The organism is Streptomyces sp. NBC_01750, assembly GCF_035918095.1.
GTDB lineage: Bacteria > Actinomycetota > Actinomycetes > Streptomycetales > Streptomycetaceae > Streptomyces.
Window position 1 is genome coordinate 3570811 of the sequence record NZ_CP109137.1, and the last position, 26379, is coordinate 3597189.

Below are 26379 nucleotides of genomic sequence, written 5' to 3' on the forward strand. Positions count from 1 at the left end.
CGAGACCGGCAGTGTATGCAGTTGGTCGGCGCCTTCCCCGTCAGCTGCGGCCCTGCAACACCGCCGAGGAGGTCCGGGCCGCGCCGAGCTTGCCGTAGAGAAGGCTTCCCGGGCATTCCGTGAAGAATGCGTCCCGGTGCCCGGAGATGGTGTTGAAGCTGACGTTCTTGCCCTTCGCGTACTTGCCGCTTCCTCCCGACGTCAGCACCGACTTGCCGCGCGGGTCGATTCCGTACAGCCCGAGCTTCCAGGCGGTCAGCTGCGCGATGGCGTTCACCGCAGCCGCGGGCGGGGTGGACAGACTGTACGTGCCGAGCACGGCGATTCCCGTGCTGTCCGTGTTAAATCCCAGAGTGTGCGCGCCGAGGACCGGATTGGCCACACCTCCCGCGCGCCCTTCGTAGATGTTTCCGCACTTGTCGACGGCGAAGTTGTAGCCGAAGTCGCGCCAGCCACTGCTCACTACGTGGTAGCGGTAGATACTGCGCAGGACAGAGGGCGCCTGGGCGCAGGTGTAGCTGTTGCCGGTGGCGGTGTGGTGCACGAAGGCGACCTTCACGGAATTGGTGTAGACGAAGCCCGGCTCCCGCAGCGACTCGTCCGCGCCCCATCCCTTGCGCGTGATGATGCGCGGGCGCGGCCCGATGTACGGACTCGCTTCCAGGGCGCCGATCGCGCCTGCCGCTTTCGCGTCCGCTTCCGTCTCGGCCCGGGAAAGCGCCGGGATCACATCCTCCTCCGACATCGTCACGTCGTCGCCGGTCCCCACCTCCCCCTCCCCGCCCGCGGGCGGGGCCTGGGCGGCCACCGAGTCCCCGCCGGGATCGACGAGTTCGAGGCTGAGTCCTTCCGGCAGCGGCCACGGTCCCGCAGCCTCCGCGCTGACGCGTACCTCGACGCCGTCCGAGGCTCCGACCCAGAGCGGGGCCGTGGCGCCGCGGACCCTCCCCCATTCGCTCTCCCTGGTGCCGGGATCGGCGCGGTGCTCGTCATTGTGGGTCTCCACGTCCTGCCAGCCGGACCACGCGCCGGAGCCGACGGCTCTGGTGCGGACCTGGACGCTGCCGTGGAGTACGGCGTTCACGTCGTCCCAGACGACGCCGACCAAGGAGAACGGTCTGACGTCACGACGGGTCAGCCCCTGTTCCGCCGCGGGCCCGAGGGACCGGCCCGGATCCGTCTCGTCGATGGGCGCGAGTGGCAGGGACTGGGTGGAGCCGGGCACATCGGGTGCCCGGGGCGCCACGGCGGCAGCGCCGGAGGCCAGCGAGAGCGGGAGTACGAGCGCGACAGTGCACGCGACGCCGATCGAAGAAGCTAGGAATCCACGCATGGCTTCGATCCTGAGCCGGGCCCGCCGACTTCGCTCCTCAAGGAAATTGACGGCGCATCGGCCCGAGGGGTGTACGCATCACCGGTACGGCGGCCTGTCCGGCACCGTGCCGCGTACGCTTGCGCGCGTGAACGCCAGCGACCGTACCCCTGCCGACCTGCTGCGATCCGCGCTCGCCGCGGACCCGGCGCGCCCCTTGGTCACCTTCTACGACGACGCCACCGGTGAGCGCGTCGAATTGTCCGTGGCCACCTTCGCCAATTGGGTGGCCAAGACAGCGAATCTGCTCCAGGGCGATCTTGCCGCCGCGCCCGGTGACCGGCTCGCGCTGCTGCTTCCCGCGCACTGGCAGAGCGCGGTCTGGCTGCTCGCCTGCTCCTCGGTCGGGGTGAGCGTGGAGGTGGGCGGCGACCCGGCGGACGCCGATCTCGTGGTCAGCGGCCCGGACACGCTGGAGGCGGCGCGGGCCTGTTCCGGGGAGCGGGTCGCTCTCGCGCTCCGGCCGCTGGGCGGCCGTTTCCCGCAGCCGCCGGCGGGCTTCGCCGACTACGCGGTGGAGGTGCCGGGGCAGGGCGACCGCTTCGCCCCCTACGCGCCGGTGGACCCGGCCGCGCCCGCGCTCGCCGTCGGCGGCTTGGAGCTGACGGGCGCGCAACTGGTCGAGCGGGCCCGCGCGGATGCTGCCGATTTGGGGCTTTCGCACGGTTCGCGACTGCTGACGGGACGCGCGTACGACTCCTGGGAGGGGCTGTCGGCAGGGCTGTTCGCGCCGCTGGCGGCCGGCGGGTCGGTGGTGCTGTGCCGCCATCTCGGCAAGCTGTCCCAAGAGGGCCTCGAGAAGCGGATCGAAAGCGAGCGCGTCACCAACACCGCGGTATGAGAAGCCTCTGAGGTCCACTCGTGTGGCGCACATACGGGCCGAGCCCCCGGGCCTCAGCATCAACTCCGGTAGATGATCGGCGATACCCGTGCTTCAAAAGACAACCAAGCGTGAGGTTCAGCCGTCTAGTCCTGCGATCGGCGACCCAGCGCGCCGCCGACGCCATGAAGGATGGACGCAGACGTGACGGACAGTGCTGGCACGCCCGCCGAACCGGACAAGCCGGCCGACGACGAGCCGACCGCCGGAACGTCTGGGCCCGAGGCCGGCACGGCGGGCGCGACAGACGCGGCGGACACGGCGGACGCGGCGGACACAGTCCCGACGGGCGACGCCGCCGAGAACGAGGTCCCGAAGAGCGAAGCCGGTACGGCCGGTGGGCTGCAGGACGAGGCCCCGGCCACGACGTCCGCCGCCGACGGACAGCCGGCCGACACCGACGGCGCGGACGGCACGGACGGCGACGCCCCTGCCGGAACCCCCAACCACAAGCACCGCTGGATGCGTTGGACCGCGCTCGGCACCTCCGTCGTCGTGCTCGCCGCGGCCGGCGTCGGCTGGTGGTTCTACCGCAAGCTCGACGGCAACATCACCACCGACACCACCGCCGCCGCCGAGCTCGAGACATACGAGAAGGAGCGCCCGACGCCCGTCGCGCACGGCGCGCAGAACATCCTGCTGCTCGGCTCCGACACCCGCTCCGGCGAGGGCAACAGCAAGTACGGCCGCGACGACGGCGGCAGCCAGCGCTCCGACACCACGATCCTGCTGCATATCGCCGCGAACCGGCAGAGCGCGACGGCGATGTCCATCCCGCGCGACCTGATGGTGACCATCCCGAGCTGCCACAGACCGGACGGGACCCGCACGAAGGAGCAGTTCTCGCAGTTCAACTGGGCCTTCGAGTTCGGCGGTACGGCCTGCACGATCCGCACCGTCGAGCGCTTCACCGGGATCCGCATCGACCACCACATGGTGGTCGACTTCAGCGGCTTCAAGGACATGGTCAACGCCGTGCACGGGGTCGAGGTCTGCCTCAAGGAGCCGATCGACGACGCAGACGCGCACCTCAAGCTTCCCGCGGGAAAGCAGGCGCTCAACGGTGAGCAGGCCCTGGGTTTCGTACGGGTCCGCAAGTCCATCGGCAACGGCAGCGACACCGAACGCATGGACCGCCAGCAGCAGTTCCTCGGTGCGCTGGTGAAGAAGGTGCAGAGCAACGGTGTACTGCTCAATCCGATCCGGCTCTACCCGGTACTGGACGCGGCGACCAAGTCGCTGACCACTGATCCGGGTCTCGACTCGCTCAGAGACCTGTACGACCTGACCCGCTCGGTTCGTAACATTCCGACGGAAAAGGTGCAGTTCCTGACAGTTCCCCGGCAGCCGTACCGCGCCGACCCGAACCGCGACGAGCTCATCGAGTCCAGGGCCGCCCAGCTCTTCAAACGGCTGCGGGAGGACACACCCGTCGCCGTCGTCGCCGGAAAGAAGGACAAAGATGCGGGATCCGGAAATGATTCGCAGCAGTCCTCCGCCGGGACCGACGAGAGCGCGTCCGGGGGCCCGAATCCGACGCCGACTTTCTCCGGCACGAATGCGGCCGCGGGCATGTGCGGGTAAAGCGATGGCCAAGCCGGAGTCGGCAGTCCATGACGATTGGGCGGAATGCCCGCTTGTAAGGGACGTGGAATTTGTCACGAGCGTCGCCCGACGCTGAACTGGGCGGATAGTGTGACGCGATCCGGTGCTTCCGACCTTGGGTCGCGCACTGCAGGACCGAAAGACCGAGCGCCCTTCGGGGGAGGCGCCTCGCGTGGCACCGACGGAGGACTCAGGCAACCGTGGATGCGCAAAGCCGTGGGCGGGCGGACGAGATCGACCCCGCCGACCAGTGGGTATTCAACCCGCAGACAGGCAATTACGAACTGCGACTGGACCAATCCGGACAGCAGTCGTCGGCTGCGAAATCCACGGCTCCCAGAACCCCGGCACCGCGAAGTTCGACGCGCCGCAGTCCCGGCGTGCCCGGACAGGAGGCGCCGGGCAGGGAGGTTCCCGGCCGCGAGACTCCGGGACGTGAGGTCCCGGGCCAGCGCTCTCGCCGCGCGGGCAGCGGCTCCGGCGGTACGCCGCCCCCCACTGCGGGCCGCCGCAAGCGCAAGCAGCCCAAGTCGCGCAAGAAGAAGGCGCTGCTGTGGACGGGCGGCGTGATGGCCTTCGTCGTCGCCGCCGGCTCCATCGGTGCGTACCTCGTCTACCAGCACTTCAACTCGAACCTGAACACGGTCGACGTCACAGGCGCGGGCAGCGGCGGCTTCAAGAAGGACCAGGCCGTCAACATCCTGGTGATCGGCACGGACAAGCGGTCCGGCAAGGGCAACGACGGCTACGGCGACAAGAACAGCGTCGGCCACGCCGACACCTCGATCCTCTTCCATGTATCCAAGGACCGGACCAACGCGACCGCGCTGTCCATCCCGCGTGACCTGATCACCGACATCCCGGACTGCGAGACCAAGACCGCGGACGGCGCCAAGGTCATACGTGGTACGCACAAGACCCGGTTCAACGAGAGCCTCGGCCAGGAGGGCCGCGACCCGGGCTGCACCATGCGTACGGTCAAGGCGCTCACCGGACTCACCGTCGACCACTTCATGATGGCCGACTTCAACGCGGTGAAGTCGATGACGACAGCCGTCGGCGGCGTCGAGGTCTGTCTCGCCAAGGACATCCATGACAAGGACTCCAAGCTCAACCTGCCGGCGGGCAAGCACGTCCTCGAAGGGGAGCAGGCGCTCGCCTTCGTCCGCACCCGTCACTCGGTGGGCTTCGGCGGCGACCTGAGCCGGATCGAGATCCAGCAGCAGTTCCTGAGCTCGCTGATCCGGAAGATGAAGTCCAGCGACACCCTCTCCAGCCCCAGCAAGATGTGGGACCTGGCCGAGGCCGCCACCAAGGCGCTCACGGTCGACAGCGGGATAGGGAAGATCTCCAGGCTCCGCGATCTCGGTATGGAGCTCTCGAAGGTGAATCCGAAGAACATCACGTTCGCGACGGTGCCGGTGGTCGACAACACCGACGGCGCGACCGTGCTGCTCAATGAGTCCAAGGCCAAGCCGCTGTTCTCGATGATGCAGAACGACACCTCGCTCACCGAGGTGAAGCAGAAGGAGCAGGACGCCAAGAACAAGCAGCAGGGCCTGCTCACGGGGACCAGGGCGGCCGCCTCCGAGGTACGGGTCGCGGTCTTCAACGGCAGCGAGACGCAGGGCGCGGCACTGGCGACCCTGACCTGGCTGCAGAACGAGGAAGGCGTACTGAAGTCGAGCAATGAGGGCAACGCCCCGCAGAAGCTCGGCAGGACGACGCTGACGTACGCACCGAACCAGGCCGATCAGGCCCGCAAGCTCGCGGACCTGATGGGTCTGCCGGCCGCGGCACTGAAGCCGGGCACGAAGGATGCCGTGGGGCGTGCGGCGATGACGCTGACCCTCGGCTCCGACTACAAGGGCGCAGGGGTGCCCATCACCGGTCCGGCCAAGGCGCCGGAGGGTGTGCAGAAGGTAGAAGCAGACAAACAGGTATGTGCCAAATGACGCCGGAACACCGGGTCATGGGGAGAGCCTGAACGACAGGGGGGACCCGGGGTGGGACAGAACAGGGTGCGGGGGGAGGGGACGCGGGACCGCGTCCGGCAGGCCCGTGAACTGGGATGGGACGACAGCCTGTACGGCGAGGGAGGGGAGGCTCCCAAGGGCCGCACGGACACGATCGGCCGCCAGGACCGGCACGACCAGCCGGGCGGCGACGACACCGCGACGGAGAACGGCGACGGCGGCGCGGAGAGCGGCCACCGGCGCGGTGGCCCGAGACGGCGCGAGAAACGCGGCAAGCGCCGGATACTGCGGTGGGTCGCGTCCGTGCTGTCGCTGCTGATACTCGGCACGGCGGGGGCCGGTTATCTGTACTACGAGCACCTCAACAGCAAGCTCAAGAAGGACGACCTCACGCTCGGCGGCAAGATGCGCGAGCACCAGGCCAACGCCGCGGGTCAGACGCCGCTGAACATCCTGCTGATCGGCTCGGACGCGCGGAACTCCAAGAAGAACCAGGAGCTCGGCGGCGCCAAGGAGACGTTCAACGGCGTGCCGTTGGCGGACGTACAGATGCTGGTGCACGTCTCGGCCGACCGCAGCAACATTTCGGTGATCAGCATGCCGCGCGACACCGTGCTGAAGATACCGGAGTGCAAGGACCCCGACACCGGCAAGACGTACCGCGCCACCAGGGAGGCGCCGACCAACGAGTCGCTGGGCCGTGGCGGACCCGGCTGCACGGTGGCCACCTGGTACGAGCTCACGGGCATCACCATCGACCACTTCATGATGATCGACTTCGCGGGTGTGGTCTCCATGGCCGACGCCATCGGCGGCGTCCCGGTCTGCGTCGAGAAGAACGTCTACTCGCGCAACAAGAAAGGCCAGGGCTCCGGCCTCAAGCTGGAGGCGGGCACACACCCGGTCAAGGGCGAGCAGGCCCTGCAATGGCTGCGTACGCGCTACGGCTTCGACGACGGCACCGACCTCGCCCGCACACGCGCGCAGCACATGTACATGAACTCGATGGTCCGGGAGCTGCGCAAGAACACCAAGCTCACCGACCCGGCCAAGCTGCGCAACCTCGCCGAGGCCGCCATCGACGCGCTCACCGTCGACAAGGGCATCAACACCGTCAAGGACCTGTACGACCTGGGCGAGGAGCTCAAGAGCGTTCCCACCGGCCGGATCACCATGACCACGATGCCGAACTTCTACTCCACGCGCTTCGAGGGGAAGGTCGAGCCCCAGCCAGGCGATGCCGAGCAGCTGTTCCGGATGGTCCGCGAGGACATTCCGCTGGACGGCAAGGCCCCGAAGAAGCGGCCGACCACCACCCCGGCCGTGTCCAAGGACCCGGCGGCGGCGACCGGTGAGATCGCGGTGATGGTGCAGAACGGCACCGGGGGCGACGGACAGATAGCCGAGAAGGGCCGTGCGACAGCGGTCGCCGGGGTCCTGACCGGTAAGGGGTACGCCCTGGCCAAGGCCGACAGCACGACCAACCCGCAGAAGAAGACGGTCATCCGCTTCTCCAACGCCGAGCTGGAGGGCGATGCGCAGGCGGTCGCCAAATCCCTCGGGATTCCGCTGACTTCGGTGAAGAAGTCGACCGAGGTCACCGGCATCAGCCTGATCGTGGGCGCGGACTGGCGTCAGGGAGATGCCTATCCGAAGTCGGCGGGGCAGCAGGACAACAAGACGCCGACGTCGGCGAAGCCCCTGAACGGCGAGGACAAGACGGCGTGCATGCCAGTGCAGGCCGGCTTCACCTGGTAGGTCGTACGCGAAGGGCCCCGGGCACGCGATGCGTACCCGGGGCTCTTCCTGCGTATCAGGCGGAGGCCGTCCGCACAGCCGGACGGCGGCTCGCGATGACCTTCTTCGCCAGCGATCGCGGGCTGGTGAGGAAGCCGTACCCCCACGACATGTGCATCGTGGCCAGCGCGACGGGGATCTGCAGTCGCGCCTTCAGCGGCAGGCCCCTGCCCGCGGGGACGGATCCGGCGGCGATCGCGGCCAGATAGCCGGCCGGCACCACAAAGCCCCACGAGCTGAGGGCAGCGCCGAGCACGAGGCCCGCGGCGATCGCGCAGAGGGCGGTCGGCGGGGCGAGGTAGCGGAGGTTGATGGAACCGGAGTGGTAGCGGGCGACGACATGGCGCCAGCGGCCGTAGTCCTTGTACTGCTTGGCCAGCGCCTTCACGGAGGGGCGCGGCCGGTACTGGACCTTGAGCTCCGGCGAGAACCAGATGAGGCCGCCCGCCTCGCGGATGCGGAAGTTCAGCTCCCAGTCCTGGGCGCGGATGAACTCCTCGTTGTAGCCGCCCTGTTGCTCCAGCGCCTCGCGCCGGAAGACACCCAGATACACGGTTTCGGCCGGGGCCGCCGTGCCGCCGGTGTGGAAGGCGGCGTTGCCCACGCCTATTTTCGAGGTCATGGCGGCCGCGACCGCGTGCTCCCAGTCGTTCTCGCCCTCGGCGTGCATGATGCCGCCGACGTTCTGCGCGCCGGTCTCCTCCAGGAGCCGGACGGCGGTGGCGATGTAGTTGGCCGACAGCATGCCGTGCCCGTCGACCCGTACCACGATCGGATGGCGCGATGCCTTGATGGCGGCATTCAGCGCGGCCGGCGTGCGGCCGGTGGGGTTCGGGACGGTGTGGACGCGGGGGTCCTCCCGTACGAGCTCGGCGGCGATCTCGTCGGTGCGGTCCGTGGACGGTCCGAGCGCGATCACCACCTCCATCTCGCCGTCGTAATCCTGCTCGAGGATGTGACGGACGGAGTCACGCAGATGCCGCTCCTCGTTGAGGACCGGCATGATCACGGAGACAGCGGGTGTGGCGTTCATCGGTCGCCACGTTACCGCGAACGGGGGACACGGACGCGCGGCGGCCGGGTCGCTGCCCGTTGTCGCAGATCGTATGGGCCTACGGTGCTCGCGATCCCTGTCACTCGCGGAGGTGTCCCACGTGCCCACGCCGCCCCGCTCCCGCCGTCCGCAGCCGACCGCTCAGCCCAGGACCGGACGGCCGGCCGGGAAGAGACGGCCGGCCGGGAGCAGACGGCCGGTGAAGCGGCCCCGCTGGGGAATGCGGGTGGCGACATCGCTCTCGGTCCTGGTGCTGAGCGCGGGCGGCATCGGGCATGCGGTGATGACGAGCGTGGACACCGGCATCGGCCGCATCGACCCGTTCAGGGACATGAAGAACCGGCCCGACGGGGGCCACGGCATGAATCTGCTCCTCGTCGGCACCGACGGGCGCGACAAGATCACGCCGCAGGAGAAGCGGAAGTACCGTCTGGGCGGCGCGCCCTGCCGCTGCACCGACACGATCATGCTGGTGCACATCTCGGCGGACCGGGAGCGCGCGAGTGTGGTGAGCCTGCCGCGGGACAGCTACACCGAGATCCCCGAGCACACCGTCGCCGCCACCGGCAAGCACCACAAACCACACCCGATCAAGCTCAACGCGGTGTACTCGGAAGGCGGGCCGGGCCTGACGGTGCGGACTGTCGAGCACATGACCAAGGTGAAGATCGACCACTATCTGGAGGTCGACTTCACCAGCTTCATGAAGACGGTGGACACGCTGGGCGGGGTGGAGATCTGCAACGCCAGGCCGCTGAAGGACTCGTACACCGGTCTGAATCTGGGCGTCGGCACGCACAGGCTCACCGGCGGCCAGGCGCTGCAGTATGTGCGCTCGCGCCATATCGACGGGACCGCGGACCTGGGCCGGATGCAGCGCCAGCAGCGCTTTCTCGCGGCTCTCATCCACCAGGCGAGCAGCAGCGGCGTCCTGCTGAACCCGGTCAAGTTCCGGGATGTCGCCTCGACGATGCTGAACTCCGTACGGGCCGACCGGGGCTTCGGACCGGAGGAGATGCTCGCGCTCGGCGAGGCGATGCGCGACTTCACGCCCGCCTCGTCGGAGTTCACGTCCGTGCCGGTCCGCCCCGCCGGCAGATGGACCAAGGGCCTCGGCTCCACGGTGAAGTGGGACCGCGCGAAGTCGGAGAAGCTCTTCCAGATGCTGCGCGAGGACAAGCCGCTCGCGCCGCACCCGCCGAAGACGCGGAAGGCGACGGTGGTCGATGTGCCGCCGCGGCAGATCCGCGTGCAGGTCTACAACGGCACGCCCACCGACGGACTCGGCAGGACGGTCGACACTGCCCTGCACTCCACCGGCTTCAACACCACTCGCACGCCGCTGAACGGCGGGAGCCGCGAGGTGCGCCGCACCTATGTGACGTACGACCCACGCTGGGACCGCTCGGCGAAGTCGCTCGCGGCCGCGCTGCCGGGGTGCGAGCTGCGGGCGGTCAAGCGGCAGGGGCCGACACTGAAGGTGACAGCGGGGCGGGACTACAAGGGCGTCACGCCGGTGCGGGCGGAGGAGGTGTACCGGGGCAGGTTCGCCGCGGCCACCGGAGACCAGGTCGTCTGCCCGTGAGGCCCGGTCAGTCCTCGATGCCCTCGGCGGCGCGCTTCTCCCGCAGCTCCTTGATCGCGCGGCGCCGGGCGAGGCGGTGTGTGCGGCGGATCTGCGCCTCCTGGTAGCGCCGCCGGTCGCGCTCGGTCTCGGGGATCACGGGCGGTACGCGACGGGGCTTGCCGTCGCCGTCGACCGCCGCGAAGACGAGATAGGCGCTGCCGACCTGCTGCGCCGGGGTGGACTCGTTCCAGCGCTCGGCCAGGACCCGTACGCCGACCTCCATCGAGGACCGTCCTGTCCAGTTGACCTGGGCCTTCACATGAACCAGATCACCGACCCTGACCGGCTCCAGGAAGACCATCTCGTCCATGGAGGCGGTGACCGCCGGCCCGCCCGAGTGGCGCCCGGCGACCGCGCCCGCCGCGTCGTCCACCAGCTTCATGATCACGCCGCCGTGCACCGTGCCGAGGAGATTGGTGTCACTGCCGGTCATGATGTGGCTAAGGGTGGTACGGGACGCTGCGGTGGGCTTGCCCGGTATCTCTGTCTCCGGGCGCTGGGCCTGATCTGTCATGCGGACCACCATATGCCGGGCCACATTGCATCAGCTTCGCAACAGCCCTGGTGCTATTCCCCACACGCCCTGTGAGGCACGGGGGCGATGACTGCACACTGGTCCGCATGAACGATTGGCCCGATGGGTGGTCCGACGACCGCGGCAACGGAAACGGACGCGGCTATGGACGCGGCAGCTCGGGCGCGCAGCCCGAGGGCGCGCGCGTGATGCGCCATGTCCAGCGGCCTGCCCCTCCGCAGCGCGGCGGCGTCCCGCCGCAGTCGCGGGGGTACGACGATGGCTATGACCAGCAGGCGTACGACAGCGGCTACAACACGGGCCAGGTCTACGGCTCCCCGGGCGGCGGCCAGGGCGGCGACGGAGGCCCTCCGTACGGCCGTCCGCCGCGCAGCGGCCCGGCCCCGGACTGGCGCCGCCGGCTCAAGATAGGTTCGCTGACGCTGGTCGTACTGCTGCTCGCGGTCTCCATAGGCACGTACTTCTGGGCCGACTCCAAGCTCAAGCGCGAGGTCGACCTCGCCAAGGTCATCGAGCGGCCGGGCAGCGGCGAGGGCACGAACTATCTGATCGTGGGTTCCGACAGCCGTGAGGGCATGTCGGCCGACGAGAAGAAGAAGCTCCACACGGGCTCGGCCGAGGGCAAGCGGACCGACTCGATGATGATCCTGCACGACGGCTCGAACGGCCCGACGCTGATCTCGCTGCCGCGCGACTCGGACGTGGAGATACCGTCCTTCAAGGGCTCGGACTCCGGCAAGCTGTTCCCGGCGAAGGGCCGGCACACCAAGTTGAACGCCGCTTACGCGGAGGACGGCCCGGAGCTGCTGGTCCGCACGGTGGAGCACAACACGGGCCTGCGCATCGACCACTACGTCGAGATCGGCTTCGCGGGTTTCGCGAACATCGTGGACGCGATCGGCGGCGTCGAGATCGACATCCCGAAGGCCTTCAAGGACAAGAACTCGGGCGCGGACTTCCAGGCGGGCAAGCAGACCCTCAACGGCGAGCAGTCGCTGGCCTTCGTACGGACGCGGTACGCGTTCGCGGGCAGCGACCTGGACCGTACGAAGAACCAGCAGAAGTTCCTCGCGTCCCTGGCGAGCCAGACGGCGACGCCGGGCACGATCCTCAACCCGTTCAAGCTCTACCCGACCATGGGCGCGGGCCTGGACACGCTCATCGTCGACAAGGACATGTCCCTGTGGTCGCTGGGCAAGATGTTCTTCGCGATGAAGGGCGTCACGGGCGGCGAGGGCAAGTCCATGAACATGCCGATCTCGGGCAGCACGGGCGGGAACCTGGTCTGGGACAAGGAGAAGGTCAAGCAGCTCGTGCAGCAGCTGAAGAACGACGAGAAGGTCACGGTCACCTCGGACCGCTGACCCCCACGGCGGTGCCGCCGGAAGCGGCGGCCCGCTGTGCGTGAGGGTCGCGCAGGGTCCGGATCTCGCGGGTGAACATCGGCAGCGCGGACAGGGCGATGCCCGCGCTGCCGACCGCCATGGCTCCGGTGCTGCCGAGCGCCCCGCCCAGGACACCGCCGAGCGCAGCGCCGAGCGGGAGCACGCCGAAGGTGAAGGTGCGGTACGCGCCGTTGCTGCGCGCGAGCGCTGTCCTGGGGATCAGCAGCTGCCGGATCGTGACGGACAGCACATTGGCGCTGCCGAGCCCGATGCCGGAGAGCAGCTGGCAGGCGGCGAGCAGCACTCCGTACGACAGACCGCGCCCGGGCAGCAGGGGCAGCGCGAGCGGCACACCCGTGGACAGGACGAGCGATACGGCGAAGGCGCGGCCGTAGCCGAGCCGGGCCGCGACCCGCAGGCCGAGCATTGCGCCCAGGAAGGCCCCGGCGCCACCCGCGCTCAGCGCCAGGCCGTAGCCGCCGGCGGACAGTCCGCGCTCCTTGACCGCGAGGACGACCAGATTGACGACGAGGATCTGCGCGGACGCGTTGTAGAGCGCTGCGTGGGCGGTGAGCGAGCGCAGGAACGGGCTGACCCGGATCTGCCGCACCCCTTCCCCGATGCCGGGCCTGGCGTCCTGGGCGGCGGGCTCGGGCTCGGCCCGCCGGGCGCCCGCGATGCCGAGTGCGCTCGCGACATACGAGAGGGCGTCGGCGAGGACGGCGAAGGCAGGCCCGAGGAGCTGCACGAGCAGACCGGCGATGCCCGGCCCGCCGACCTGTGCGGCCGTCGACGATCCCTGCAAAGCGCGGTTGGCCGCGGCGAGTTCGGCGTCTTCGACCAGGTCCGGTACGTACGCGAAGCTCGCGATGTCGAAGACGACGCTCGCCGCGCCGACGACGAGGGCGACCGCCACCAGCAGCCCGAGCGACATCGCGCCGAACCCCCAGGCCACTGGCACCGCCCCGAGCGCGGCGGCCCGCAGCACGTCGGCCGCGATCATCACGGGGCGCCTGCGCCGGTGCTCCAGCCAGTGCCCGGCGAGGAGCGGCAGGGCGACGCTGGGCAGATAGCCGGCGGTGGCGACGGCGCTGACGCCGGCGGCTCCCGCGTCGAGGGTGAGGGCCGCGGTGAGGGGGAGGGCGACGGCGGTGACGTGCGTCCCGACGGCGGAGACGGTGTGTCCGGCCCAGAACAGCCGGAAGTCCCGGTCGCGCGCCAACGACCCCATGGTTACCCCTTAACCACAGTTATCAGGTAACCGCCAGTCCATCATGAAACCCGGCCCCGGTGAAGCCCGTGGCGGGCGGAAATGACAGAGGCACCCCGAAGGGTGCCTCTGTGCGTGAACTTCCCTGCGGTTACGGCAGGTTGCGGGCCATCACGATCCGCTGGACCTGGTTCGTGCCCTCGTAGATCTGGGTGATCTTGGCATCGCGCATCATGCGCTCGACCGGGTAGTCACGGGTGTAGCCGTAGCCGCCGAGCAGCTGGACCGCGTCCGTGGTGACCTCCATCGCGACGTCGGAGGCGAAGCACTTCGCCGCCGCGCCGAAGAAGGTCAGGTCGCCGTCGACACGCTCCGACTTGGCGGCCGCGGAGTAGGTGAGCTGGCGGGCGGCCTCGAGCTTCATGGCCATGTCGGCGAGCATGAACTGGATGCCCTGGAAGTCGGCGATCGGCTTGCCGAACTGCTTGCGCTCCTGGACGTAGCCCTTGGCGTAGTCCAGCGCGCCCTGGGCGATGCCGAGGGCCTGGGCCGCGATCGTGATGCGGGTGTGATCCAGGGTCTTCATCGCCGTGGCGAAGCCGGTGCCCTCCTCGCCGATCATGCGGTCCGCGGGGATGCGGACGTTGTCGAGGTAGACCTCACGGGTCGGGGAGCCCTTGATGCCGAGCTTCTTCTCCGGGGCGCCGAAGGAGACACCTTCGTCCGACTTCTCGACGACGAAGGCGCTGATGCCCTTGGAGCGCTTGGTCGGGTCGGTGACCGCCATGACCGTGTAGTACTCGGAGACACCGGCGTTGGTGATCCAGCGCTTCACGCCGTTGAGGACCCAGAAGTCCCCGTCGCGTACGGCCTTCGTCTTCATACCGGCGGCGTCGGAGCCGGCGTCCGGCTCGGAGAGGCAGTACGAGAACATGCCGTCGCCCTGGGCCAGCGGGCCCAGGTACCTCTTCTTGAGGTCTTCGCCGCCCGAGAGGATCACGGGGAGGGAGCCGAGCTTGTTGACAGCCGGAATGAGGGAGGAGGACGCGCAGACGCGGGCCACCTCCTCGATGACGATCACGGTCGCCAGCGCGTCGGCGCCGGCGCCGCCGTACTCCTCCGGGACGTGGACCGCGTGCAGATCGGCGGAGACCAGCGCGTCCAGAGCCTCCTGCGGGAAGCGGGCCTGCTCGTCGACCTCGGCGGCGAACGGCGCGATCTTCGCCTCGGCGAGCGAGCGGATGGCGTCGCGGAGCATGTCGTGCTCTTCGGACGGGCGGTACAGGTCGAAATCAGCCGATCCGGCCAAGGTCTCTCACTCCCCAGTGACGCTAACTACCGTTAAGTAACCTGATTTTAGTGGTCTTGCTGCTCCCAGGCATACGTGAGCTTGACGACAGCGGGAACCGTCCCCCCGCAGAAGACCGCCCGCGAAACCCCACCGGCCACCGGCAGCAACCGCCGACGCCCCCGCCCACGGTCACCATGACCACGGTACGTGCCCCGGCTATGCTCGGGCAGCGCACCTGAGCCCGCACTTCACTGGAGCACCGCATGGCCCTCAAGATCACCGTGATCGGCACCGGATATCTCGGCGCCACACACGCCGCGGCCATGGCGGAGCTGGGTTTCGAAGTGCTCGGCCTCGATGTCGTTCCCGAGAAGATCGAGATGCTGTCGGCCGGCAAGGTCCCCATGTACGAGCCGGGACTCGAGGACCTGCTCGCCAAGCATGTCGCCGGGATCGAGGGATCGAGCGGCCGGCTGCGTTTCACGACCTCCTGGGAGGAGATCGGGGAGTTCGGCGACGTTCATTTCGTCTGCGTGAACACTCCGCAGAAGCACGGCGAGTACGCCTGCGACATGTCGTACGTGGACCGCGCCTTCACCTCACTCGCGCCGCAGCTGAAGCGGCCGGCGCTGGTCGTCGGCAAGTCGACCGTGCCGGTCGGCAGCGCGGCCCGGCTGGCGGAGCTGCTCGTCGAGCTGGCTCCGGTGGGCGCGGACGCGGAGCTGGCGTGGAACCCGGAGTTCCTGCGCGAGGGCTTCGCCGTCCGGGACACGCTGCACCCCGACCGGATCGTGGTCGGCGTGGAGAGCGAGCGCGCGGAGAAGCTGCTGCGCGAGGTGTACGCGACGCCGGTCGGCGAAGGGTCGCCGTTCGTGGTGATGGACTTCCCGACCGCCGAACTGGTGAAGACCTCCGCGAACTCCTTCCTCGCGACGAAGATCTCGTTCATCAACGCGATGGCGGAGGTGTGCGAGGCCGCGGACGGCGATGTAGTGAAGCTGGCCGAGGCGATCGGTTACGACGAGCGGATCGGCTCCAAGTTCCTGCGGGCCGGGATCGGCTTCGGCGGCGGATGTCTGCCGAAGGACATCCGCGCGTTCATGGCGCGCGCCGGTGAGCTGGGCGCCGACCAGGCGCTGACCTTCCTGCGGGAGGTCGACTCGATCAATATGCGGCGGCGCGGTCACATGGTGGAACTGGCGCGGGACGCGGTGGGCGGTGACTCCTTCCTGGGGAAGCGGGTTGCCGTGCTGGGCGCGACGTTCAAGCCGGACTCGGACGACGTACGGGATTCACCGGCGCTGAATGTGGCGGGCCAGATCCATCTGCAGGGCGGCCAGGTGACGGTGTACGACCCGAAGGGCATGGAGAACGCGCGCCGCCTCTTCCCGACGCTGGCCTACGCGGAGTCGGCGCTGGACGCGGTGCGCGGCGCGGATGTGGTGCTGCACCTGACGGAGTGGCGCGAGTTCCGCGAGCTGGACGCGGTGGCGCTGGGCGAGGTCGCGACCAGCCGGATCATCCTGGACGGGCGGAACGCGCTGGACAGCGCGCACTGGCGCGAGGCGGGCTGGACGTACCGGGCGATGGGCCGCCCGCGCGCCTGAGCGGCCACGTCGGGGGGCGAGGCGGATCGGAGCGTGCGGGCCCGTGCCCGCGGTCGGCCCCCGGGTTGTCAGGTCGGGTCGGCCCCCGGGTTGTCAGACCGAGGCGTCCGGGTCCGACCGGCGCGCCCTGTAGGTGCGCATCTTGGCGCGGGCGCCGCAGACCGACATCGAGCACCAGCGGCGGCGGCCTGCCGGGCTGCGGTCGTAGTACGCCCACTGGCAGTCCTCGGCCTCGCATGCCTTGAGGCGTACCCAGGTCCCGTCGGCGGCCGCGGCCGCGAGTGCCTCGGCGATACGGGAGACGAGCGTGTCCGGGATCGCCGGACGGAGCGCGGCCGTGCCGTCCTCGGCCACCGTCACCAGCAGGGGCGCCTCGGCCAGGAAGCTGTCGAGTACCGCCGGCGAGCGGTCCGGTGCGCGGTGGCCCGCGTGCGCCAGGCAGGCGGCGCGCAGGGCCTCGCGGAGTTCGCGGGCGGCGGGGACGTCCCGCTCGGCGAGACCGAAGACGGCGCGGCCCTCCGTCGTGTCCAGAGCGTCGGTGCCGGTCTCGACGTCCAGCGTGTTCACCAGGGCCTCGACCAGCGACAGGCTGCCCGGTGCTGGCGCCTTCTCATTCATGGTTGCGACGTTACCTCCAATAGGAGAGCATCAAGTAACCGTTACCTGTTACTAGTGCTTAGCGGTAACCGGTACACCGACCGAGGAGGAAACCATGGCCATCGCCACGCTGGGGACCGTCGTTCTGGACTGTCCCGATCCCGTCGCACTCGGCCGTTTCTACGCCGCGCTGCTGGGCGGCCGGGTCCAGGACGACGGCGAGGGCTGGGTCGACCTGGCAGAAGCCCCGGGCACCCCGCTGGCCTTCCAGGCCGCGCCCGGCTTCGTACCGCCGAAGTGGCCGGCTCCCGACGGCTCGCAGCAGTTCCACCTGGACCTGACGGTGGAGGATCTGGACGCGGCGGAGAAGCGGGTACTGGCGCTGGGCGCGACGGTGCTGGACGCGGAGGACAGGGCACGGTCCTGGCGGGTGTACGCGGATCCGGCGGGCCATCCGTTCTGCCTCTGCGCCTGCTGAGGGGCGGCGCGCGCTGAGGGGCGGCCCGCGCGCCGGGGTTCAGGCGTCCAGCGTCGGCAGCGTTGCCGTCGACGGCCCGCGGCGCGGCTGCGTGGCGCGGGCCAGGAACTCCGCGTCCCGTAGCACCCGGGACACGTTCGACCAGGTCAGGGCCTCGATATCCGGCTCCGGCCAGTCGCGGTCGAGGAGTTCGGCGATCACCCGGGGGAAGCAGGACACATCGCCCAGTCCCGGGGCGTGCGGGGTTCCGGTGTCGTAGGCGCCGCTGAGGCCGACCGACTCCGGGCCCGCCACCTCGCGGACGTGGTCCAGGCGGTCCGCCGTCTCACGGATCGTCGTGGCCGTGCACGCGACCATGCACACGCCACGGTTGGCACGCAGCAGGCCCAGCACATCGTCAGGGACCCGCGCCGGGTGGTGCGAGACGACCACAGGCGCCCCGGCGACCGCGAGCGTACGGCGCATCGTGTCGGCCGAGCAGCCGGCGAGGTCGACGAGGACACCGAGGCGGTTCATCTCGCGAACGACCTCGTGGCCGAAGCGGGTCAGCCCGGTGCCCTGCGTCCAGCTGGTGCCCGCGAGGGTGAGGCTGCGGACGCCGAGGGCGTGGAACGCCCGCAGCGTGCCCAGCGAGTCGCTCAGCGCCGGGCCCGCCACCGGGCCGAGCAGGGTGGCGACGCGGCCGCAGTTGCGGGCGTCGGCCAGGTCGTCGGCACTCAGCGCGAGGCGCAGGCCCTCGGGGCAGGAGGCCACCAGGGAGCGGACCAGGTCGATCTGTTCCAGGGTGGCGCTCAGTGCACGTTCCCCGGTCAGCTCGGGCGGCACGTGCAGGGACAGGAACTGCGCGCCGACGCATCCGTCGCGCAGCCGCGGGATGTCGGTCTCCAGCACGCGCTCGCCCAGTTCGATGTCGTACTCGTACCCGGAGGCGTATTTCAGCGCCCGGGCCAGTCCGCTGTGACCGTCGGCTATGGGGTGCGCGGCGAGGAGTTCGCGGGCGCGTTCAAGGCTTCCGGCAGGCTCTGCCTGCGCGGGCCGCCCGGCCGGCACTCCCGTGCTGGGCGGGAGCGGGCTGTCGAGATCACCGACCGCGGCGGTGGCGGCATGGGGGTCGTCCTCGAGATCTGCCATGTCTGGGTGCTCCGAGCTTCGACGGCGGTGCCGTAGGGCCACCGTGGCACGGGAGCGGCGAGGGTTCACGGCAGGGTGGTGCGTTCGGGGGTACGGCGCCTCGTTCCCGTACCCCCGAACGCACTCAGCCGTCGAGCTGCTCGATCGTCGCGTTGGACGGTCCGCGGCCCCTCTGGAGGTCGCGGGCGACGTCCTCCGCCGCGCGCAGAGTGCGCACCGCGTTCTGCCAGGTGAGCTTCGCCAGATCGGCGTCGGACCAGCCGCGGCGCAGCAGCTCCGCGATCAGGTTCGGGTAGCCGGCGACGTCCTCGAGCCCGGCCGGGGTGAAGGCCGTGCCGTCGAAGTCGCCGCCGATGCCGATGTGGTCGATGCCGGCGACCTCGCGCATATGGTCGAGATGGTCGGCGACCGTCGCGGCCGTCGCCATCGGCCGGGGGTTCGCCGCCTCGAAGGCCTGATGGACCTTCATCGCCTCCCGTGTGGTGTCCAGGTGGTGGAGGCCGTGCGCGCGCATGTTCTCGTCCGCGGCCAGGGTCCACTCGACGGCCGCCGGGAGGATGAACTTCGGTACGAACGTCGCCATGGCGATACCGCCGTTGGCAGGCAGCTGGGCCAGCACCTCGTCGGGAATGTTGCGCACGTGGTCGCATATGGCCCGGGACGAGGAGTGCGAGAAGACGACCGGCGCGACCGAGGTGGCGAGCGCGTCCCGCATCGTCGATTCGGCGACGTGCGAGAGGTCGACCAGCATGCCGACACGGTTCATCTCCCGTACGACTTCATGGCCGAAGGCCGACAGACCGCCGACGCCCACCTCGTCGGTCGCCGAGTCCGCCCACGCGATGTTGTCGTTGTGGGTGAGCGTCATATAGCGGACGCCCAGCGCGAACAGGGCCCGCAGGGTGGCGAGGGAGTTGTTGATGGAGTGGCCGCCCTCGGCGCCCATGAGCGAGGCGATACGGCCCTCGCCACGCGCCTTCTCCATATCGTCGGCGCTCAGGGCCGCGGCCAGGTCCGCCGGATAGCGCTCAAGGAGCTGGCGCACCCCGTCGATCTGCTCGAGGGTCGCGCTGACCGCATCGTCGCCGGCCATGTCGCTGCGTACGTACACGGACCAGAACTGCGCGCCGACCCCGCCGGAGCGCAGCCTCGGGATGTCGGTGTGCAGTCGGCCGGTCTGGTCGGCGGAGATGTCGAGGAGGTCCAGGTCGTAGCGGACATGCTGGCGCAGCGCCCAGGGCAGGTCGTTGTGGCCGTCGACGACGGGGTGGGCGGCGAGGAGTTCGCGCGCCGCGATCAGAAAGTCCGTGGCTGAGTCCATTGCCTCTTACTTCCCGAAGCCGAAGGCGCCCGCACCCTCGACCTTGGTGCGCAGCCGTTTGCCCTTCTCGGTGGCCTGGTCGTTCAGCTCCTGCTGGAACTCCCGCATACGGGCGAGGAGTTCGCTGTCGTGGGTAGCCAGGATGCGGGCCGCGAGCAGACCGGCGTTACGGGCGCCGGCGACGGAGACGGTGGCCACGGGCACGCCCGCCGGCATCTGCACGATGGAGAGCAGGGAGTCCATCCCGTCGAGGTACTTCAGCGGCACCGGCACGCCGATCACCGGCAGCGGGGTGACGGAAGCGAGCATGCCCGGCAGATGGGCCGCTCCCCCGGCGCCCGCGATGATCGCCTTGAGGCCGCGGCCGTCGGCCTCCTCGCCGTACGCGATCATCTCGCGCGGCATCCGGTGCGCGGAGACGACATCCACCTCGAAGGGAATCTCGAACTCTTCGAGGGCCTGCGCGGCGGCCTCCATGACGGGCCAGTCGGAGTCCGAGCCCATGACGATGCCGACGAGGGGGCTGGCTGCGGGGCTGGTCATTCCGTGATCGTTCCTCTGAGATAGCCGGCTGCGTGACGGGCGCGCTCCAGCACGTCGTCCAGATCGTCGCCGTAGGTGTTGACGTGCCCCACCTTGCGGCCGGGCTTCACGTCCTTGCCATACATATGGATCTTGAGCTGTGGGTCGCGGGCCATGCAGTGCAGATAGGCCGCGTACATGTCGGGGTAGTCGCCCCCCAGCACATTGCACATGACCGTCCAGCCGCTCCGCGGGCGCGGGTCGCCGAGCGGGAGGTCGAGGATGGCGCGGACATGGTTGGCGAACTGCGAGGTGACTGCGCCGTCCTGGGTCCAGTGGCCGGAGTTGTGCGGGCGCATGGCGAGCTCGTTGACCAGGATGCGGCCGTCGGTCGTCTCGAAGAGCTCGACCGCGAGATGGCCGACGACGCCGAGGTCCTTCGCGATCCGCAGGGCAAGCTCCTGTGCCTGTCCCGCGAGCGCCTCCGGCAGATTCGGCGCGGGCGCGATCACCGTGTCGCAGACGCCGTCGACCTGCTGGGACTCGACGACGGGATAGGCGACGGCCTGGCCGTGCGGGGAGCGGACGATGTTCGCCGCGAGCTCGCGGGTGAAGTCGACCTTCTCCTCCGCGAGGACGGGGACACCGGCCCGGAACGGGGCCTCGGCGTCGTGCTGCGTACGGACGAACCAGACGCCCTTGCCGTCGTAGCCGCCGCGCACCGTCTTGAGGATGACGGGGAAGCCGCCCACCTCCTCGGCGAACGCCGACACATCGGCGGGGTCCGCGACGATGCGGTGGCGCGGGCTGGGCGCACCGAGCTCGTCGAGCTTGGCGCGCATCACGCCCTTGTCCTGCGCATGCACCAAGGCCCCGGACCCCGGACGGACGGGGATGCCGTCCGTCTCCAGGGCCCGCAGGTGCTCGATCGGGACATGCTCGTGATCGAAAGTGATCACGTCACAGCCCCGCGCGAACTCACGCAGCGTGTCCAGGTCGCGATAGTCGCCGATGACGACCTCGCTGACCACCTGGGCCGCCGAGTCCTGCGGAGTGTCACTGAGGAGCTTGAATCTGATGCCGAGGGGGATGCCCGCCTCGTGGGTCATACGGGCGAGCTGACCGCCGCCGACCATGCCGACTACCGGGAACGTCACCCTCTTAGGGTATCCGCCGCCCACGGTGGCCCTGCCTCCTGCGGGCCCGGGCCGCCGTAGCCCTCGTCACAACATCGCCACTCCTTTGCAAACGTCCGCAGGCAACTCCTGGGAGTGCTGGTTAGCATGGCTGAGTTGACGACACCGACCCGAACGGGGCTGAGCGATCACCATGAGTGAACGAAGCGCACTGCGTGTGCGGCTCGAACAGCTCACGCGCGAGTTCGCGAAGTTCGGCGCGGTTGGTGGTGTGGGGCTCCTGGTGGACCTGGGAGTCTTCAATCTCGTACGGACTCTCACGGACCTGCCCGTCGTACGGGCGAGCATCGTGGCCACGGTCGTCGCCATCGCCTTCAACTATCTGGGCTTCCGCTACTTCACCTACCGGGACCGCGACAAGGGCCGCAGGACCAAGGAGCTGACGCTCTTCTTCCTGTTCAGCCTGGTCGGGCTCGTGATCCAGAGCGGGGTGCTCTACGCCGCGACGTACGGGTTCGGCTGGGACAGTCCGCTCCAGAGCAATGTGTTCAAGTTCCTCGGTATCGGCATCGCGACGCTGTTCCGCTTCTGGTCGTACCGCACCTGGGTGTTCCGGGCGCTGCCGGCCCGCGAGGCCGTACAGACCGCGGAGTCCTTCCTCGGGCAGCGGCAGCCGCAGCCCGACCGGGTCGCGCGCTGAGTCTGCTCGCACGCCGAGCCCGGGCATGCGCCGAGCCCGGTCCGGCGCCGAGCCGAGGCCGCCCCCTGCCGCCCGACGGCTATCTGACCGTCGGCGTGTGGCCGTCATGGTGGCTGCGCTGCACGCGGCTCAGGAAGAGTGCGAAGACCGGCGGGTACTGCTGGAGCAGCTCGAGCCGCCCGCCGTCCGCCTCCGCCAGATCGCGGGCCACGGCCAGTCCGATGCCGGTGGAGTTGCGGCCGCTGATGGTCCGCTCGAAGATCCGCGCGCCGAGGTCGGCCGGCACTCCGGGGCCCTCGTCGGTGACTTCGACGACGGCCTGGTTGCCGGTGACGCGGGTGCGGACGGCGACGGTGCCGCCGCCGTGCATGAGCGAGTTCTCGATCAGCGCGGCGAGGACCTGGGCGACCGCGCCCGGAGTGCCGACGGCGCGCATGCCCTGCCGCCCCGAGCAGACGATCGCCCGGCCCACGCTGCGGTAGGCCGGCCGCCACTCCTCCAGCTGCTGCTTGACGACCTCGTCCAGATCGAAGACGACGGCGGAACCGGTGCGCGGATCACGGGAGTTGGTGAGCAGCCGCTCCACCACGTCGGTGAGCCGTTCCACCTGGGCGAGCGCGATGCTCGCCTCCTCCTTCACCGTCTCGAGGTCCTCGGCGACGGTGATCTCCTCCAGCCGCATGGAGAGCGCCGTCAGCGGCGTACGGAGCTGGTGCGAGGCGTCCGCGGCGAGCCGGCGCTCGGCGGTCAGCATCCGCGCGATGCGCTCGGCGCTGGAGTCGAGGACGTCGGCGACCCGGTCGAGCTCGGGGACGCCGTAGCGCTTGTGGCGGGGGCGCGGGTCGCCCGAGCCGAGACGCTCGGCGGTCTCGGCGAGATCGGTGAGCGGCGAGCCGAGCCGGTTCGCCTGGCGTACGGCGAGCAGTACGGCGGCGATGACCGCGAGCAGCGCGACTCCGCCGATGATCAGCAGAGTCCGGCCGACCTCTCGGGTGACGGAGGAACGGGACTCCTCGACAGTGACGGACTCACCGCGCTCGCCGCGCGCGACGCCGCGGATGACACTGCCGGAGGGGCGCTTGCCGATCTCGATGGGCGAGCGGCCGGGGATCTGGATCAGCGCGTAGCGCTTGGCACCGCTCTGTTCGGCCAGGATGTCCGGATTGACGGGCTCGCCGCCGATGAGGCGGCTGTCGACGATGCTGATGAGCCGGAGGGCCTCGGAGTCCACGCTCTCCTGGGCGCTGCTGCTGATGGTGCGGGTCTCGACGAGGACGAGGGAGACCCCGAAGACGGCGATGACGACGAGCACGACGGCGAGCGTGGAGTTGATGAGGCGGCGACGCAAAGTGCCCTCCGGGCGGGACGCGGGGTACGGGGAGTGCCCGTACTTCAGCGTAGGCGTCGTGGCGCGGTTTCTGTCCGGGGCGGGCTCCGCCCCCGTGCCTCAGCTCTTCTCGAAGCGGAAGCCCACACCCCGGACGGTGGCGATATAGCGCGGGTTCGCCGCATCGTCGCCGAGCTTCTTGCGCAGCCAGGAGATGTGCATGTCCAGCGTCTTCGTGGACGACCACCACGTGGTGTCCCAGACCTCGCGCATCAGCTGGTCGCGGGTGACCACCCGGCCCGCGTCCCTGACCAGGACCCGCAGCAGGTCGAACTCCTTGGCGGTGAGCTGGAGCTCCTCGTCGCCCATCCAGGCCCGGTGCGACTCGACGTCGATCCGTACGCCGTGGGTGGCGGGCGCCGGGACCGGCTCGGTGGCGCCGCGCCGCAGCAGGGCACGCACCCGGGCGAGCAGCTCGGCGAGCCGGAACGGCTTGGTCACGTAGTCGTCGGCGCCGGCGTCCAGGCCCACTACGGTGTCCACCTCGTCGGCACGGGCGGTCAGCACCAGGACGGGCACGGTGTGGCCTTCGGCACGCAGCCGCCTGGCGACCTCCAGGCCGTCCATGCCGGGCAGTCCGAGGTCGAGGACGACCAGGTCCACGCCCCCCACAAGTCCGGCCTCGAGCGCGGTCGGACCGTCCTCGCGCACCTCGACCTCGTAACCTTCCCGGCGTAGGGCGCGGGCCAGCGGCTCCGAGATGGAAGCGTCGTCCTCGGCGAGCAGTACACGGGTCATGTGGGTGATGGTAGTCCGCGTTACTCGCTGGTTGGGGCGTGATCGTCAAGGCCTGCGGGTCTGGGATGCAATCATGGTTGCCGCCTTCGAATCAGGGCAGCGGTTGCCTATGGATCCTGTGATCCATGTCTCAAGTCCTTTCATATGCCACTGTGTCGTGTCGTATGGTGGCGAGACGCCTGTAGTAGTACACGGGACCTTTGGCCTGCCGAGCGCGCCAAGGGTCTCTCTGCTGCCGGAGGTTGGCTCTGCCGGCCTCGAAGACAGTGAATGACCTATGGACCGGGCCTGGTGCGCGACACAGCGCGCGAGGCGTGGATCCCGGTGCGGACTGCCCCTCGACTCCCGCTTCTGCGGAGTGAACCCCTCAGGCGTGGGGTGGGGCACACCCGTTGCCGGTGCCGGCCACCCCCACACCGGGCGCGTACCGCTCACAAAGCACCGCGTCCCGAGCAAGCAAGGATCGACCATGGCGTCCAGCCTGACGAAGGACCCGGCCAGCTCCGCTGAGTCCGAGAAGACCTTCCTCGGCCACCCCCGCGGCCTGGCCAACCTGTTCATGACAGAGATGTGGGAGCGTTACAGCTTCTACGGCATGCGGGCCCTGCTCGTGCTCTACCTGGCCACGAACGTGGCAGACGGTGGACTCGGCTTCAACGACGCGACCGCCGTCGCCATCTACTCCGTCTACAACGCGATGGTGTATCTGCTCGCCCTGCCGGGCGGCTGGCTTGGTGACCGGGTCTGGGGCGCACGCAAGGCCGTGGCCGTCGCGGGCGTAATCATCATGACCGGCCACTTCCTGCTGGCGGTCCCCGCGGAGATCTCCTTCTTCGTCGGTCTCGCGCTGATCGCAGCCGGTTCGGGTGTCCTGAAGGCCAACATCTCCACGATGGTCGGCCACCTGTACCCGGACAAGAACGACCCGCGCCGTGACGGTGGCTTCACGATCTTCTACATGGGCATCAACCTTGGTGCCTTCGCCGCCCCGCTGACGATCGGCTGGGTCGGCCAGAAGGTCAGCTGGCACCTCGGCTTCGCCATGGCCGGTGTGGGTATGGCCATCGGTCTGCTCTTCTACTTCCTGGGCTTCCGCCACCTGAGCGAGGAGTCGCACAAGGTCCCGGCCCCGCTGTCTGCCGAGGAGCGGGCCGGCACGATCAAGAAGTCGCTGATCTGGCTGGGCGTCGCGGGTGCCGCGTACGCCATCGTCGGCCTCGCCGGTCTGTTCACCATCAACTGGGCGCTGTGGCCGCTGACCATCCTGGGCCTCGTGCTGCCGGCGTACTACCTGCTCCGCATCAAGCGGGACAAGGACCTGTCGGACGTCGAGCAGCGCCGGATGTCCGGTTACATCTGGTTCTTCGTCGCCGCCGCCGTCTTCTGGGCGATCTACGACCAGACCGGTTCGACGCTGTCGCTCTTCGCGAAGAACGACACCCAGTCGACGCTGTTCGGCTTCAGCTTCCCGGAGAGCTGGTTCCAGTCCCTGAACCCGCTGTTCGTGATGGCTCTGGCCCCGCTCTTCGCCTGGATGTGGGTCGCGCTGAACAAGCGCGACAAGGAGCCGACCACGCTCTCGAAGTTCGCCGCAGCCCTGGTACTGATCGGTGCCTCCTTCGGCGTGATGATGGTGGCGCAGGGCATGGCCGCGGGCGACGCTCGCGTCTCCCCGATGTGGCTGGTCGGCGTGTACTTCATCCAGACCATCGGTGAGCTGTGCCTCTCTCCGGTCGGCCTGTCGCTGACCACCAAGCTGGCCCCGCAGAAGTACGCCTCCCAGATGATGGGTGTCTTCTTCCTGGCCGTCACCGCCGGCGACTCGCTCATCGCGCTGGTCCAGCTGATCGGCGCGCCGACCGATACGCAGGGCTGGTTCGCCAGCCAGGGCGTGCTCGCCGCGCTCGCGGGCCTCGCGATCTTCATGTACCGCAAGAAGGTTCAGCCGCTCATGGGTGGCGTGCACTGACGCGCGGCAACCACTGAGACGGGACTGGCCCGGCACGCCTAGCGTGCCGGGCCAGTCCCGT

Annotated in this window: 22 protein-coding genes; 10 read left to right on the forward strand and 12 right to left on the reverse strand. The window is 69.5% G+C overall.

The annotated features are described in order from the left end of the window. Positions 1-40 precede the first annotated feature (40 nt). On the reverse strand, positions 41-1333 hold the full coding sequence (locus OG966_RS15950) for a peptidoglycan recognition protein family protein (RefSeq protein ID WP_326650303.1): 1293 nt from the start codon (positions 1331-1333) through the stop codon (positions 41-43). A 127-nt stretch (positions 1334-1460) separates the two neighbouring features. Between OG966_RS15950 and OG966_RS15955 the strand changes: the two genes are divergently transcribed. From OG966_RS15955 to OG966_RS15970, 4 genes are all read left to right on the forward strand, one after another. Beyond that, the gene (locus OG966_RS15955) at positions 1461-2213 is read left to right on the forward strand and encodes a TIGR03089 family protein (protein ID WP_326650304.1); all 753 of its coding nucleotides are present in this window, start codon (positions 1461-1463) and stop codon (positions 2211-2213) included. Between the two features lie 183 nt (positions 2214-2396). Then, positions 2397-3836, forward strand: a complete 1440-nt coding sequence (locus tag OG966_RS15960; RefSeq protein WP_406731804.1) for an LCP family protein — start codon at positions 2397-2399, stop codon at positions 3834-3836. A 221-nt stretch (positions 3837-4057) separates the two neighbouring features. Further along, positions 4058-5812 (forward strand): LCP family glycopolymer transferase, encoded by a 1755-nt coding sequence (locus OG966_RS15965; protein WP_326650306.1) that lies wholly within the window; start codon positions 4058-4060, stop codon positions 5810-5812. Positions 5813-5863: 51 nt separating this feature from the next. After that, on the forward strand, positions 5864-7591 hold the full coding sequence (locus OG966_RS15970; protein ID WP_326650307.1) for an LCP family protein: 1728 nt from the start codon (positions 5864-5866) through the stop codon (positions 7589-7591). 55 nt (positions 7592-7646) lie between these two features. On the opposite strand, the gene OG966_RS15975 is transcribed toward OG966_RS15970, so the two are convergent. Continuing rightward, positions 7647-8663 (reverse strand): glycosyltransferase family 2 protein, encoded by a 1017-nt coding sequence (locus OG966_RS15975; RefSeq protein ID WP_326650308.1) that lies wholly within the window; start codon positions 8661-8663, stop codon positions 7647-7649. A gap of 121 nt (positions 8664-8784) precedes the next feature. On the opposite strand from OG966_RS15975, the gene OG966_RS15980 reads away from it, so the two are divergent. Next, positions 8785-10269: an LCP family protein gene (locus OG966_RS15980; protein WP_442806712.1), complete on the forward strand. Its 1485-nt coding sequence runs from the start codon at positions 8785-8787 to the stop codon at positions 10267-10269. 7 nt (positions 10270-10276) lie between these two features. Here OG966_RS15980 and OG966_RS15985 read toward each other — a convergent pair whose 3' ends face one another. Further along, positions 10277-10825, reverse strand: coding sequence for an acyl-CoA thioesterase (locus OG966_RS15985; RefSeq protein ID WP_326650309.1), 549 nt, complete (start codon positions 10823-10825; stop codon positions 10277-10279). Between the two features lie 107 nt (positions 10826-10932). Between OG966_RS15985 and OG966_RS15990 the strand changes: the two genes are divergently transcribed. Continuing rightward, positions 10933-12210 (forward strand): LCP family protein, encoded by a 1278-nt coding sequence (locus tag OG966_RS15990; RefSeq protein ID WP_326650310.1) that lies wholly within the window; start codon positions 10933-10935, stop codon positions 12208-12210. Here OG966_RS15990 and OG966_RS15995 read toward each other — a convergent pair. Then, positions 12194-13462: an MFS transporter gene (locus tag OG966_RS15995; protein WP_326650311.1), complete on the reverse strand. Its 1269-nt coding sequence runs from the start codon at positions 13460-13462 to the stop codon at positions 12194-12196. The two genes, OG966_RS15990 and OG966_RS15995, sit on opposite strands and share 17 nt — an antisense overlap. 130 nt (positions 13463-13592) lie before the next feature. Then, positions 13593-14750 (reverse strand): acyl-CoA dehydrogenase family protein, encoded by a 1158-nt coding sequence (locus tag OG966_RS16000; protein ID WP_326650312.1) that lies wholly within the window; start codon positions 14748-14750, stop codon positions 13593-13595. Positions 14751-14995: 245 nt separating this feature from the next. Here OG966_RS16000 and OG966_RS16005 point away from each other — a divergent pair, with 245 nt between their 5' ends. Further along, on the forward strand, positions 14996-16339 hold the full coding sequence (locus OG966_RS16005) for a UDP-glucose dehydrogenase family protein (RefSeq protein ID WP_326650313.1): 1344 nt from the start codon (positions 14996-14998) through the stop codon (positions 16337-16339). A 93-nt stretch (positions 16340-16432) separates the two neighbouring features. Here the strand turns inward: OG966_RS16005 and OG966_RS16010 are convergent, their stop codons facing one another. Further along, positions 16433-16957, reverse strand: a complete 525-nt coding sequence (locus OG966_RS16010) for a CGNR zinc finger domain-containing protein (RefSeq protein WP_326650314.1) — start codon at positions 16955-16957, stop codon at positions 16433-16435. Positions 16958-17051: 94 nt separating this feature from the next. Here OG966_RS16010 and OG966_RS16015 point away from each other — a divergent pair, with 94 nt between their 5' ends. Further along, positions 17052-17414, forward strand: coding sequence for a VOC family protein (locus tag OG966_RS16015; protein ID WP_326650315.1), 363 nt, complete (start codon positions 17052-17054; stop codon positions 17412-17414). Between the two features lie 39 nt (positions 17415-17453). Here OG966_RS16015 and OG966_RS16020 read toward each other — a convergent pair whose 3' ends face one another. From OG966_RS16020 to OG966_RS16035, 4 genes are all read right to left on the reverse strand, one after another. Next, complete coding sequence (locus tag OG966_RS16020; RefSeq protein ID WP_326650316.1) at positions 17454-18545, reverse strand: membrane dipeptidase; 1092 nt, start codon at positions 18543-18545, stop codon at positions 17454-17456. 124 nt (positions 18546-18669) lie between these two features. After that, positions 18670-19866, reverse strand: coding sequence for a dipeptidase (locus tag OG966_RS16025; RefSeq protein ID WP_326650317.1), 1197 nt, complete (start codon positions 19864-19866; stop codon positions 18670-18672). A gap of 6 nt (positions 19867-19872) precedes the next feature. Then, a complete protein-coding gene (gene purE, locus OG966_RS16030; RefSeq protein WP_326650318.1) occupies positions 19873-20409 on the reverse strand; it encodes a 5-(carboxyamino)imidazole ribonucleotide mutase in 537 nt (178 codons plus the stop codon). Beyond that, positions 20406-21569, reverse strand: a complete 1164-nt coding sequence (locus tag OG966_RS16035; protein WP_326650319.1) for a 5-(carboxyamino)imidazole ribonucleotide synthase — start codon at positions 21567-21569, stop codon at positions 20406-20408. The genes purE and OG966_RS16035 overlap by 4 nt, the downstream gene beginning before the upstream one ends. A 148-nt stretch (positions 21570-21717) precedes the next feature. Between OG966_RS16035 and OG966_RS16040 the strand changes: the two genes are divergently transcribed. Next, positions 21718-22224 (forward strand): GtrA family protein, encoded by a 507-nt coding sequence (locus OG966_RS16040; protein ID WP_326650320.1) that lies wholly within the window; start codon positions 21718-21720, stop codon positions 22222-22224. A 79-nt stretch (positions 22225-22303) separates the two neighbouring features. Here the strand turns inward: OG966_RS16040 and OG966_RS16045 are convergent, their stop codons facing one another. After that, positions 22304-23572, reverse strand: coding sequence for an ATP-binding protein (locus OG966_RS16045; protein WP_326650321.1), 1269 nt, complete (start codon positions 23570-23572; stop codon positions 22304-22306). Between the two features lie 99 nt (positions 23573-23671). After that, a complete protein-coding gene (locus OG966_RS16050; RefSeq protein WP_326650322.1) occupies positions 23672-24349 on the reverse strand; it encodes a response regulator transcription factor in 678 nt (225 codons plus the stop codon). Positions 24350-24818: 469 nt separating this feature from the next. Here OG966_RS16050 and OG966_RS16055 point away from each other — a divergent pair, with 469 nt between their 5' ends. Then, positions 24819-26318, forward strand: coding sequence for a peptide MFS transporter (locus tag OG966_RS16055; RefSeq protein WP_326650323.1), 1500 nt, complete (start codon positions 24819-24821; stop codon positions 26316-26318). Positions 26319-26379: the final 61 nt, after the last annotated feature.

Coding starts and splice junctions, on each gene's coding strand:
- OG966_RS16040 (WP_326650320.1), top strand. CDS start 21,718: ATGAGTGAACGAAGCGCACTGCGTGTGCGGCTCGAACAGCTCACGCGC.
- OG966_RS16010 (WP_326650314.1), bottom strand. CDS start 16,957: ATGAATGAGAAGGCGCCAGCACCGGGCAGCCTGTCGCTGGTCGAGGCC.
- OG966_RS16050 (WP_326650322.1), bottom strand. CDS start 24,349: ATGACCCGTGTACTGCTCGCCGAGGACGACGCTTCCATCTCGGAGCCG.
- OG966_RS16015 (WP_326650315.1), top strand. CDS start 17,052: ATGGCCATCGCCACGCTGGGGACCGTCGTTCTGGACTGTCCCGATCCC.
- OG966_RS16005 (WP_326650313.1), top strand. CDS start 14,996: ATGGCCCTCAAGATCACCGTGATCGGCACCGGATATCTCGGCGCCACA.
- OG966_RS15990 (WP_326650310.1), top strand. CDS start 10,933: ATGAACGATTGGCCCGATGGGTGGTCCGACGACCGCGGCAACGGAAAC.
- OG966_RS15985 (WP_326650309.1), bottom strand. CDS start 10,825: ATGACAGATCAGGCCCAGCGCCCGGAGACAGAGATACCGGGCAAGCCC.
- OG966_RS16020 (WP_326650316.1), bottom strand. CDS start 18,545: ATGGCAGATCTCGAGGACGACCCCCATGCCGCCACCGCCGCGGTCGGT.
- purE (WP_326650318.1), bottom strand. CDS start 20,409: ATGACCAGCCCCGCAGCCAGCCCCCTCGTCGGCATCGTCATGGGCTCG.
- OG966_RS16055 (WP_326650323.1), top strand. CDS start 24,819: ATGGCGTCCAGCCTGACGAAGGACCCGGCCAGCTCCGCTGAGTCCGAG.
- OG966_RS16025 (WP_326650317.1), bottom strand. CDS start 19,866: ATGGACTCAGCCACGGACTTTCTGATCGCGGCGCGCGAACTCCTCGCC.
- OG966_RS15950 (WP_326650303.1), bottom strand. CDS start 1,333: ATGCGTGGATTCCTAGCTTCTTCGATCGGCGTCGCGTGCACTGTCGCG.
- OG966_RS15995 (WP_326650311.1), bottom strand. CDS start 13,462: ATGGGGTCGTTGGCGCGCGACCGGGACTTCCGGCTGTTCTGGGCCGGA.
- OG966_RS15975 (WP_326650308.1), bottom strand. CDS start 8,663: ATGAACGCCACACCCGCTGTCTCCGTGATCATGCCGGTCCTCAACGAG.